The organism is Nostoc sp. CCY0012 (assembly GCF_963920855.1).
Lineage (GTDB): Bacteria > Cyanobacteriota > Cyanobacteriia > Cyanobacteriales > Nostocaceae > Cyanocohniella.
The window spans coordinates 1-10,752 of record NZ_CAWUDM010000153.1 but is presented as its reverse complement, the minus strand read 5'-3'; the positions used below and the strand labels follow the sequence as shown (position 1 = coordinate 10,752).

The following is a 10,752-nucleotide window of genomic DNA, read 5'->3' as shown; positions in this document are numbered from 1 at the left end:
TTTTCTCAAATTGTTGCCACATCTCATCTTCAACTGCCTTGTCACCCGTTAAGCCAAAACCCTGATAAAGACGTAAAATCTTACATCTCCATATCAAAAATTCATCATAATTCTGTTTTGCTCATCCTTGGAGTGTTGGGTGAGCAATTTAGATAGGACTTACGTATTCGCCACGAAAATCAAGGCTTTGAGATTGCTTACCTAAGGTCGCAATGACGGAAATACGTTAGGGTTACGTAAGTCCTGTTAGATAATTAGGGCAGGCAAGATGCCCACCCCACAAGAGATTTAAATCATTTCAGCCAATTAAATGGCTCCTAATTCTCCAAAGATAATGTGGAAAAATTTTGGCCAAAATTTCTTTATGGTTTATGGGGAATGACTCTACCACAGGGGTAAGTGGCCACCTCCTGGGATGCCATCTCAGCTACAGCAGCGGGGACTTGATCTGATGGCTGTGCAAGAGCTGCTAAATAGTCTGTTTGCAATTTATTAAACATTGCTTCTCTTCTGTCGTATAACCTTTTTAGAGGCCGGGACTGACATTGCTTGAGAACATATGCTGTGACTAACGGGAGAGCAATTGTGCTATCGGTGTAACAAACAATTGTGCTGGGTAGTTCTTCCGGGTCGATTTTACCCCAACTGACGGCTTCCGAAGGAGTTGCCCCTGACAGGCCGCCTGTATCTGGTCGAGCATCGGTAAACTGAACGAAGTAATCGTGTCCTCGTTCTTCTAGTCCTAAGACCTCGTGAATCTGCGGTTGAGTTTGTAGCAAAAAATTTTTGGGACTACCACCGCCGAGAATTACAGCTGCACTTTTCCCTGCTGATTCTCGCGCACAATAGGCGATCGCAGCTGTTTCATTAACGTCAATGGAAGGGTCTAGAATTAACTGTGAACCTTCCAACGCTAACGCCGCTACGTTCATCCCTATAGAACTATCTCCTGGTGAAGATGTGTAAATAGGTACGCCGCATTCATAAGCTGTAGCTAACAAACAAGAATGCTGTATTCCTAATTGCTTTTCTACTTCTCGGACATACTTACCTAGGAGATGATGAAATTCAGCAGTTCCCATCCGCTTTTGAAATGGTTCTGCTTGTAAAATCTTGCGGATAAAGGCATCAGTTTCTAGTAGTACATCGTAGCCAAAGATAATGTCATAGATGCGAATGGTACCATCTTGACGCAGTTTCACGTCATCCAAAAATGGATTTCCTGCAAAAAGTTCAAAACCCAAACCGTAGTGCATATCATGGTAAAGATTTGCACCAGTACTAATCATCCAGTCAATAAAACCGTTGCGAATTAAAGGTGCTAATGCTGAAACCCCAAATCCGGCGGGTGTCATCGCCCCAGAAAGGCTGACTCCTACAGTGACACCATCAGTTAGTACCTCACGACTCAGTAGTTGGCAGATTTCCCGTAACCGTGCTGAGTTGTAAGCAGTAAAGTAATTATCAATCAAATCCACCACACCAATATCAGCTGACATGGGTATGGGTGCAATTTTTTGACCCAGTTGTTTTGACATTTTGGCACTCCCGTATAGTAAACACGCCGAATCTCATGTTATCTAGATTTTTGCAACTTCTGTCATTACCTGTAGGAAATAATCCTAGATACATTACTCACAACCAACAAAAATCACCTATCCACAGAAATTATACTCATGTGATAGCTAAATAACTGGCACGTTTTATTAGACAATGGAAAAATTATCTATATCTAGTAGCACAAGTTTAAAAAGTTAATATATACAAACAAGATGATCAGCAAAAATATTGTCGGGACGTGGAAATTAGTGGCTTGGGAAACTAAAGCTGCCGATGGTCAGATTCATTATCCCTTTGGTGAAAATCCGATTGGTTATATTACATACACCGCAGATGGTTATATGTCTGCAACAATTATGAAATCCCATCGGCTGCCAATTGAAATTCCTTCAGAAGAACTAATGCAGGCGAGAAAAGTCTTTTTAAGACCCTGGCTACTAGTAACTGGTTGGAAGTTTATCAAAGCCATTTTTAGGTATTTACAAGCATCTGCTAACTATGTTTCTTATAGCGGTAGATATGAAATACAAGGAGAAACTGTGATTCATCATGTGGAAGTTAGCCTCATACCTGATTGGACTGGTACAAAGCTGGAACGCAATTTCCAATTTATCGGCGATCAGCTTGTATTGATAACACCTCCTATCGGGGGCTATCCTCAGTCTTTGACCTGGGAACGTGTCTAGTAACAAGTTGTGGGAGGACATCCACTGCTAATTTTTGTCAGCATTTTCTCAAATTTAAAATTAGGGGCAGATAGAAAATAAAAAAGCTAATATATTCAACTTTATTGAAAAATAATGGCTGGAAATGTTAACGATTACTAATTTATGCAAGTAATTTAACAAGTCATGAAATATTGATTTAACTCTATATGGTTTACCAACTGATAGAGCCTCAAATCACCGTTTTTTAAATCGCGTATATTCTTATTGGTAAATTATTTAAGAGTGATGTAGTTAATTGAAGAAAATAATTAATGGTTTTAAAATAATTATACATCATAAGTTGAATCTATTTATATGCTTTTCACTGATCAGGAGTTGCTGCAAAAACAGTAACTTTTACAACTCCATTAAAATTATTAATTTGCCAAAATAATATGTAAATTCAATAAAAAGACCAGTCTTTTTAGCAGAATGGAAATATTTGCAAGACTTTTTTTCAGGAAATCCTTAATTATGATCAACCTAGTATTTAGCTAATAAATTCTAGTATTGTTTAATTTTATTTAATTAGAATCAAGGAATTTTCTCGATAGCAGTAGTTATTTTTAGGCAAGGTTGATGAAAAGCGATACACCAGAAGAGTTAAACTCAGATAAAGAGATTGAACGCTTAATAGACGAAGTGATGTCCTCAACCCTACCTAACTTAACTGATGATCAGTACCGCACAAAGATGCAGCGGCGTAAAGAAGTGCAGGATCGCCGGATAGCTGAGGCTGTACCAGAAAAAGGGTTAATTATTGTCAATACTGGTAACGGTAAAGGTAAAACCACCGCCGCCTTGGGAATGGTGTTGCGATCGCTCGGTCATGGCTATAAAGTAGCGATCGTCCAATTCATCAAAGGAGCCTGGGAACCATCAGAGAAAAGGGTTTTCAGCCTTTGGGAAGACCAGCTAGAATTTCATGCTATGGGCGAAGGCTTCACCTGGGAAACTCAAGACCGCGATCGCGATCTCGACAAAGCCAGCGCTGCTTGGGAAAAATCATTAGAATACATCCGCAACCCAGACTTTCAACTGGTGCTTTTGGATGAAATAAATATTGCTCTGAAAATGGCTTATTTACAAGTAGACGAAGTTTTAGCAGGTTTAGCAGAGAAACCACCAAGCAAACACGTAATTCTCACAGGTAGAGGTGCGCCACCTGCATTAATCGAGCGAGCAGATTTGGTCACTGAAATGACTTTAATTAAACATCCTTTCCGGGATCAAGGTGTGAAGGCGCAAGCCGGGATTGAATATTAAATGATGACACTGGGAATATTCATCTTTATCTGACTAGGTTGTTGTCCACACCTGTGGCAAATTCATTACACATTTGCAAAATGCGTCTGTCGTTATTACTAATGGACTTTAGTTGATGATAGTCTTGCAGTGCTACTGAGTGAGCATAAGTAATCATTTGATCATCACTCAATTTAGGCACTTGTAGTTGGTTAGCTGTTGCTACTTGATTTGAGCCAACTTCCCCAGGGGAACCAGTCACAGTCATTGCCAATTCTCCTGATTGGCCGATTTTTCCTTGAAAGCAGCTAAACTCAGATTGGGGCATATATAAAGCACCTGTCACCCTACCCTGGCGCTGCTGAAATATGACATATCCTTGACCAAGTTGCTTGGCTCTAGGTGATTGACCATAGAGATAAATTCCATCTTGTGTGGGAAAATTAGCTCTAGGACTAGCTCCAGTTGTGTTTGCAGCCACTTGCTTATCAACTAACGCCGGAGCTTGAGGTGTGGTTTTGATGCTCTTTGATAAGTCCGCAGAAGATACTAGTTTGTAGCGTCCTTGAGAGCGAACAGATGATTGATTCGCAGAAGTATTTGAGGTCGTAGTTTGTGGAATGTTTTCTTGATACTGAGTATCTACAGCAATTCTTCGCAGTAAACTTCTTTGTTCTCTAACTTGTCTAAGGCGAGGTAAAACAGAAGCTTGACTGTGATTTGTAGCTAAGGCTGTAGATGCATATGCTGTTTGGGTTTGGTTTCTCAGCAATGGTTTAGTCTGGACACCCACAACGCCAATTGTCAGTAGTAAGCCAAGAATGGGAAGTCTCAACTGGCGCGCGGGTAAGAATTTAGCAATGTTATTAAGCACCCGATTTCTCCTGTAAAAAAATTAACTATTTCCTTTACGACGTACTTAAACCATAGCCAATTATTGATTATTCAAGGCTCCATCAAAGGTTTGATATGTCTTAATATTTTTTAAAAGTGAAAATTTCCAGAAAATGAATTTTTTATTTAATTTTTAGCTGTAATTGCACAGTACTCTCATTTACACAGTTGCAGCTTCACCCAAAAGATTCATCCGATTGGAGGATGATTATAAAAATACTCGTATGCTGCTATGATTTTTTTGATTTTACATTTTTCCAAAAACATCAATCCGTTTGCTGTGAACATCAACAGCTACAACGGCAAATATCTCTATTCCGAAAAAGTGTAAATATTTAGGACAGGACTTACGCAACTGGCATATTATTTTAAGTTTGTAGTGAGGACTTTAGTCCTCTCTGCGAGACGCTCCGCGAACAAGATAAAAAAATCGCCCCCTGAATCCAGGAGGCGCGTCAGCGAAAGCTATCTGCTTTTAGCTAGCAACGTACTCTTTGATATTGGCGCGACGACGGCGCAAATGAGCAAGAGCTTGGTGTTCTAGCTGGCGGACGCGCTCACGACTGAGATTTAGGCGTTCACCGACTTTCGCTAACGACATTTCGTTACCATCTTCTAAACCGAAGCGCAGGGCTAAAACTTCTCGCTGTTGAGGGGTTAGTTCTGCCAGCATGTTATTTAAGTCTTGGCGCAAGAATTCTTGAGTGGTGTAATACTCTGGTGATGGGCCATCATCTTCCAGCATTTCTTGCAACTCAGTATCTTGGTTATCGCCAACTTTGACATCTAATGAGACTGGTTGACGAGCCATATTCAGATACTCACGGATCTGAGTCGGCTCTAACTCTAGTTCTTTGGCAATTTCCGCCGGATTAGGCGATCGCCCTAACTTTTGAGCTAGTTCTCGTTGGACTTTTTTGATTTTGTTGAGTTTCTCGGTAATGTGGATTGGTAAGCGAATAGTCCGGCCTTGTTGGGCGATCGCTCTAGTAATTGCTTGGCGAATCCACCAGTAAGCATAGGTTGAAAACTTATAACCCCTGGTGGGATCAAACTTCTCTACACCCCGCTCTAATCCTAGAGTTCCTTCTTGGATCAAATCCAAAAACTCCATGTTGCGCTTCTGGTATTTCTTGGCAATGGCAACCACCAAGCGCAGATTCGCTTCAATCATTTTTTGTTTAGCTCGTTTACCTTGAGCTACAACTTGCTTGACCTCGGTTTCCGATTGGTCAACATGGGCAGCCCACTCTGGTAAACTAGGCTCATAATCTAGCTTCTTGGCCAACGCTTCTTTTGCGTCTAGAAGCGTCATCATTTGTTGTACCTGCTTACCAAAGATAATCTCTTCTTCACGAGTTAGCAGTGGCACACGACCGATTTCGCGCAGATAGGTTCGCACCATATCGGCCGTGAATTTTGTATTGAGGTTTTCAGTTTGGGTGTTAACAGTAGGCATTGGTGCGTTGTCCTCTACTCCGTAAACACAACGGATTTTGTATAACTAAATCGAGTCGGGAAAGGTAGTACACAGATCACGGAACATCGGGCGCTACCAAAACAAGCCAATTCATGCGTCATGTATGAAATATCAAGAAGATGTATCCCTGATATGAGTTCCTCTACCTTTCCTAAATCTTTGAATCTCTTAGAAGCACGCTGGTTTATTTGCGAGAATTCTTTTTTATCCTCAGTCGCTTGCTACAACTGTAAAATCTGAAGTCGGTATGAGTTCTACTTACCTTATAGTAAAACAAATCTGGTAGATAGTAAAGTAACTTAGTCAAATCTTACAATTATAGTGCAAAACCGTTTTGTTAAAACAAGAATTGAATTTCCTTGAGAGCGTTGAATATATCTATGGTGACGCTAAAAAGCCCTCCTCTGTTGCCTACAAGTAGCCGGATAACCGTACTTTGTTACCTGTGAACAGGGAGGGATGTTACGAAATTTTAGAATTTGGGATGTAATTCGTTGAAATTAAACTTTAAATATATTTACAGCTCATAGTTTGTGTTGCTAGTCGAGTTTTTCAGGGCTAAAGCCCTGAATACAAGCTTTTACGGCACAATTAGCACTGGACACGGGGAAAGATTAATTACACGGGTGGTAACGCTATCAGTTGCGCCCTCTTCGGTTAAACCTAAGCCTCGACAGCCCATAATAATTAAATCTGCCCCAATATCGTCAGCAACATCGCAAATAGTAAAAGCTGGTTTGCCTTGCTTTTCGATAATCTCCGCAGTAATTCCTTGCCCAGAAAATAAAGATCGGGCATTTTCCAGCAATTTGGCGACAACCTCTGACGACACCATAGGGTCTGCACTCGGTGTGTCTGGAGAAGGTTCTTCCACCACAGACAGCAGTACCAAGCGACTGCCGTACTTCTGGACAACATTGGTAACTACGTCAGCAGCTTCCCGCGCTTCCCGACTTTGATCTATTGGAAATAGTACTGTCTTAAACATCTCTCTCACCTAGGCCCCCCTGACTCCGGTAAAATCTGGATGGTTCTACTTTCAAAACAATAACAAAAAGGCAATCAGGAGGGTCTATCTGTGTCCAAAAAAACTTTAGCAAATTTATCTGCAAGTGATATTTCTGGGAAACGGGCTTTAGTACGGGTTGATTTTAATGTGCCTTTGGATGACCAAGGCAACATCACAGACGATACTCGGATTCGGGCCGCGTTACCGACCATCAAAGATTTAATGCAGAAGGGAGCTAAGGTAATTTTAGCAAGCCATTTTGGTCGTCCCAAGGGTGTGGATGACAAGTTGCGTTTGACCCCGGTTGCCAAGCGTCTCTCGGAATTGCTAGGTCAAGAAGTCGTGAAGACTGATGACTGTATCGGTGATGCTGTTGCTGCCAAAGTTGGGGAGTTACAAAATGGACAAGTTCTTTTACTAGAAAATGTCCGCTTTTACAAAGAAGAAGAAAAAAACGACCCAGAATTTGCGAAAAAACTGGCAGCTAATGCTGATTTTTATGTAAATGATGCTTTTGGGACTGCACACCGCGCCCATGCTTCCACTGAAGGTGTAACTCACTATTTGAGTCCCTCTGTAGGTGGATATTTGATCGAGAAGGAATTGCAATATTTGCAAAGTGCAATTGAAGATCCCCAACGTCCTTTGGCGGCGATTATTGGTGGTTCCAAAGTTTCCAGCAAAATTGGTGTCATTGAAACCCTGCTAGAAAAGTGCGACAAGCTGATCATCGGCGGGGGTATGATTTTTACCTTCTACAAAGCCCGTGGTTTGAGTGTTGGTAAGTCTTTGGTGGAAGAAGACAAGCTGGAATTAGCTAAGACTTTGGAAGCGAAAGCTAAAGAACGTGGTGTGGCTTTACTGTTACCCACAGATATCGTATCGGCAGATAAGTTTGCTCCCGATGCCAACGCTACAACTGTCAGCATTGAAAATATTCCCGCTGATGGGATGGGTTTGGATATTGGCCCCGATTCAATCAAAGTGTTCCAAGAAGCTTTGGCTGATTGCAAAACCGTGATTTGGAACGGGCCAATGGGTGTATTTGAGTTTGATAAATTTGCCGCAGGTACCGAAGCGATCGCGCATACTTTGGCAGAAATTAGCAAAACTGGTACAACCACTATTATCGGTGGTGGTGACTCAGTAGCTGCTGTGGAAAAAGTTGGTTTAGCTGACCAAATGAGCCACATCTCTACTGGCGGTGGCGCTAGCTTGGAGTTACTAGAAGGTAAGACTTTGCCTGGAATTGCCGCTTTAGACGAAGCGTAATTAGTTAACAGTTAACAGTGGGCAGTATTCAACTTTGATAGCTGTTCACTGTTAGCTTTCATACAAACTACCGTCAACCTTAGTTACCTACGTGTCTTACTTGCAGTGGGATGTTAGAGCCTTTGATTTTGGTAGTACTGTTTATGAAGGCAAGGCAAGTTACCGCAGTATATTAATAAAAGTAGATTGATACAGCCCGGCCGTTCTTAGGCTCCTAATTACATAAACTTGCTCCTGCTAGGTAAAGTTCATGCAAAATCTCACCAGAATTACCCGCAATCCTGAAGTCATGGGCGGTAAACCCTGTATCAGAGGAATGCGTATCACTGTTGGTACTATCGTCGGCTTAATGGCATCTGGACATAGTAATAGCGACATCCTCAAAGCATACCCCTACCTAGAAGAAGCCGATATTTACGAGGCGCTTGCCTATGCTGCATGGCGATCTGAAGAAATTGAAGTACCTCTCAAATTTGCATGAAAATTCTGCTGGATATGAATCTGTCCCCTGATTGGGTTGCAGTTTTTGAAGGGAGCAATATCTCTGCTGTCCACTGGTCTACTGTTGGCGATCCCCGCGAGAAAGATGCGGTAATTATGGAGTGGGCAAGAACAAATGATTATATAGTCTTTACCCATGATTTAGACTTCGGCGCCCTGTTAGCTGCAACAAGTGCTGAAACTCCAAGTGTGATTCAGGTTCGCACTCAGGATATTTTACCGAACAATATGGAACAAATAGTCATTTCAGCCCTGAACCAGTTTGAGTCTTTACTGGAGTCAGGCGCGTTGCTTACTATTGACCAAGCCCAATCTAGGGTGCGTATTTTACCTATTAGACGTAAATAGCTGGGCAATTTTATTCTAATTTTTATCAAAAAATAACTCTGTAATTCATATAAATATAGTGCGATCGCCTCCGGTGGGCGCTTTGCGCGATCGCGTGTCCAAAAAACACATAGATACCTACCAGATTAGCAGTTTCTCCATAAACAAATCACAAGGACTCTCGTTATATTTATCTATTAAGTAAAAACCTAATTTTTGATAAAATTTTATGGATTGTGATTGTTTTTGTTTATCAAATACATCCAATCTAATCTTTGTGTAACCTGTTGCTTTTGCAAACTCTAAAAGCTTTTGGCTCATTTGTTTTCCTAACCCTCGTCCTCGATAATCCTGGCGAAACCACATCCTCTTTAGTTCACAAATATCATCACTTAAACGCCGGATACCTCCACTACCAACAATCTTGCTATCATCGCACAACACTAAGAATATACCTTTGTTGTTGAAGTATTGCGATCGCACATGATCAATATCGGTCATGTCATCGACTTTTTTAATCTCTTGTTCTGTAAGTTGCCAAATTTCCTGAACAACTGAAAAAATTAAGGTTTTAACTTCTTCAGTCTGGTGTGGTTGTATTGGTTTAATTTCTATCATCGATCTTCCCAAATGAAACTTAGCTGGGTTCAGTTTCAGGAGGCGTAGGCGTGGGTTCTGGCGTAGGTGTGGGTGTCGGCGTGGGTTCTGGTGTGGGTGTTGGCGTCGGCGTGGGTGTCGGCGTAGGTGTGGGTTCTGGTGTCGGGGTGGGTGTCGGGGTGGGTTCTGGTGTGGGAGTTTCTGCTGAGATGCTGAGTTGATAATTGAGTGGTTCTGATGCTGTAGAAACCACAACAAACTCATAAAATCCTGATTCTGGTAATTTAGTGGATAAATTACGTTCTTTAGAATCTTCTAAAAATTTGACTTTACCAGAAGGAGAATATACTGAAAGCAAAACTTGAGGACTTGCTTCGAGTTTTACTTGCATTAACTGATTTTGGGCTAGATCAGCAATGAAAACTTTACCCCCGGCTGGGTGAACAGCAGATTGTAAATTGCCGCTGACTGTTCTGCTTGTAGTACCTGTAGCAAATGTTATTTTTTGCAAAGCTGTCCCAGATAGGATCGCATTGAGTTTATCGCTAACAAAGCCGTGCCAAATTTGTCCTATGGGTTGATTAACAAATTCTCTGCCACGCTGTTCAGGAAATGTATAGTAAAAGGCAGCATCACCTAAATCATATAACGAAGTACTACTAACATTGACTCTGTTAACTTCCACTCGCCAGCGATCGCGTTCGGCTGCTGTGTAAGTACCCAACTGACGCCGGGCGCCACTACTCAATGGGGCAAGTTTTTCCAGCAATTGGGCGGCTGTTTGATCCCATTCTGCCCGCAAACCTTCATCTTGGGGTTCATCGCTGAGGGTGCGTCCCCGTAAATTGGGGTTACTATCCCAAAAGACTTGATTAACTAAGCTGACATAAAAGCTAGAACTAATCCCCAACTGTTGACGACGCGCACTTAATCTTTGTTTGCGTTGTCGTTCTTCTGGGGAAAATTTCGCTAAGGGATCAGTCGGTTGTTCAACTGTGGGGGTGGGTGTCGGCTCGACTTCCCCGCGATCGCCATCGCCACGACTGACTCCCCACCAAATTGCTCCCGCTGTACTAGCTAATAGCAGTACTACTAAAAAGGTTTTGGCTGGTGTCCACCAGGGTTGAGGGGATGGGGGAGATGAGGGAGATGAGGGGGAT

10 protein-coding genes and 1 pseudogene are annotated in these 10,752 nt (G+C 42.0%); 5 read left to right on the top strand and 6 right to left on the bottom strand.

All coding sequences use genetic code 11. From position 1 onward, the window contains the following. Positions 1 to 362: 362 nt before the first annotated feature. Positions 363 to 1,538: a homospermidine biosynthesis protein gene (locus tag ACM0OS_RS26585; RefSeq protein WP_414546180.1), complete on the bottom strand. Its 1,176-nt coding sequence runs from the start codon at positions 1,536 to 1,538 to the stop codon at positions 363 to 365. Between the two features lie 234 nt (positions 1,539 to 1,772). Here ACM0OS_RS26585 and ACM0OS_RS26580 point away from each other — a divergent pair, with 234 nt between their 5' ends. Next, complete coding sequence (locus ACM0OS_RS26580; RefSeq protein WP_414546179.1) at positions 1,773 to 2,246, top strand: lipocalin-like domain-containing protein; 474 nt, start codon at positions 1,773 to 1,775, stop codon at positions 2,244 to 2,246. 600 nt (positions 2,247 to 2,846) lie between these two features. Further along, complete coding sequence (gene cobO / locus ACM0OS_RS26575) at positions 2,847 to 3,533, top strand: cob(I)yrinic acid a,c-diamide adenosyltransferase (RefSeq protein ID WP_414546178.1); 687 nt, start codon at positions 2,847 to 2,849, stop codon at positions 3,531 to 3,533. 25 nt (positions 3,534 to 3,558) lie between these two features. Here the strand turns inward: cobO and ACM0OS_RS26570 are convergent, their stop codons facing one another. From ACM0OS_RS26570 to ACM0OS_RS26560, 3 genes are all read right to left on the bottom strand, one after another. Continuing rightward, positions 3,559 to 4,386 carry a hypothetical protein gene (locus ACM0OS_RS26570; protein ID WP_414546177.1) on the bottom strand — a complete coding sequence of 276 codons (828 nt, stop codon included), beginning with the start codon at positions 4,384 to 4,386 and terminating at the stop codon, positions 3,559 to 3,561. 495 nt (positions 4,387 to 4,881) lie between these two features. Beyond that, the gene (locus tag ACM0OS_RS26565; protein ID WP_414546176.1) at positions 4,882 to 5,865 is read right to left on the bottom strand and encodes an RNA polymerase sigma factor, RpoD/SigA family; all 984 of its coding nucleotides are present in this window, start codon (positions 5,863 to 5,865) and stop codon (positions 4,882 to 4,884) included. A gap of 601 nt (positions 5,866 to 6,466) precedes the next feature. Further along, the gene (locus tag ACM0OS_RS26560) at positions 6,467 to 6,874 is read right to left on the bottom strand and encodes a universal stress protein (protein ID WP_414546175.1); all 408 of its coding nucleotides are present in this window, start codon (positions 6,872 to 6,874) and stop codon (positions 6,467 to 6,469) included. Positions 6,875 to 6,964: 90 nt separating this feature from the next. Here ACM0OS_RS26560 and ACM0OS_RS26555 point away from each other — a divergent pair, with 90 nt between their 5' ends. The 3 genes from ACM0OS_RS26555 to ACM0OS_RS26545 all read left to right on the top strand — a co-directional run bounded on the left by ACM0OS_RS26555 (position 6,965) and on the right by ACM0OS_RS26545 (position 9,016). Then, positions 6,965 to 8,167 (top strand): phosphoglycerate kinase, encoded by a 1,203-nt coding sequence (locus ACM0OS_RS26555; RefSeq protein WP_414546174.1) that lies wholly within the window; start codon positions 6,965 to 6,967, stop codon positions 8,165 to 8,167. Positions 8,168 to 8,417: 250 nt separating this feature from the next. Then, complete coding sequence (locus ACM0OS_RS26550) at positions 8,418 to 8,648, top strand: DUF433 domain-containing protein (protein ID WP_414546173.1); 231 nt, start codon at positions 8,418 to 8,420, stop codon at positions 8,646 to 8,648. After that, positions 8,645 to 9,016, top strand: a complete 372-nt coding sequence (locus tag ACM0OS_RS26545) for a DUF5615 family PIN-like protein (protein ID WP_414546172.1) — start codon at positions 8,645 to 8,647, stop codon at positions 9,014 to 9,016. The genes ACM0OS_RS26550 and ACM0OS_RS26545 overlap by 4 nt, the downstream gene beginning before the upstream one ends. A gap of 117 nt (positions 9,017 to 9,133) precedes the next feature. Here ACM0OS_RS26545 and ACM0OS_RS26540 read toward each other — a convergent pair whose 3' ends face one another. Further along, complete coding sequence (locus tag ACM0OS_RS26540) at positions 9,134 to 9,613, bottom strand: GNAT family N-acetyltransferase (protein WP_414546171.1); 480 nt, start codon at positions 9,611 to 9,613, stop codon at positions 9,134 to 9,136. A gap of 19 nt (positions 9,614 to 9,632) precedes the next feature. Next, positions 9,633 to 10,752 (bottom strand): annotated as a pseudogene (locus tag ACM0OS_RS26535) (serine/threonine protein kinase); the annotation flags it as partial.

What these genes read in the sequence shown, in the direction of transcription:
- ACM0OS_RS26585 (WP_414546180.1), bottom strand. Translation starts at nt 1,538, where the DNA reads ATGTCAAAACAACTGGGTCAAAAAATTGCACCCATACCCATGTCAGCT.
- ACM0OS_RS26580 (WP_414546179.1), top strand. Translation starts at nt 1,773, where the DNA reads ATGATCAGCAAAAATATTGTCGGGACGTGGAAATTAGTGGCTTGGGAA.
- cobO (WP_414546178.1), top strand. Translation starts at nt 2,847, where the DNA reads ATGAAAAGCGATACACCAGAAGAGTTAAACTCAGATAAAGAGATTGAA.
- ACM0OS_RS26565 (WP_414546176.1), bottom strand. Translation starts at nt 5,865, where the DNA reads ATGCCTACTGTTAACACCCAAACTGAAAACCTCAATACAAAATTCACG.
- ACM0OS_RS26560 (WP_414546175.1), bottom strand. Translation starts at nt 6,874, where the DNA reads ATGTTTAAGACAGTACTATTTCCAATAGATCAAAGTCGGGAAGCGCGG.
- ACM0OS_RS26550 (WP_414546173.1), top strand. Translation starts at nt 8,418, where the DNA reads ATGCAAAATCTCACCAGAATTACCCGCAATCCTGAAGTCATGGGCGGT.
- ACM0OS_RS26545 (WP_414546172.1), top strand. Translation starts at nt 8,645, where the DNA reads ATGAAAATTCTGCTGGATATGAATCTGTCCCCTGATTGGGTTGCAGTT.
- ACM0OS_RS26540 (WP_414546171.1), bottom strand. Translation starts at nt 9,613, where the DNA reads ATGATAGAAATTAAACCAATACAACCACACCAGACTGAAGAAGTTAAA.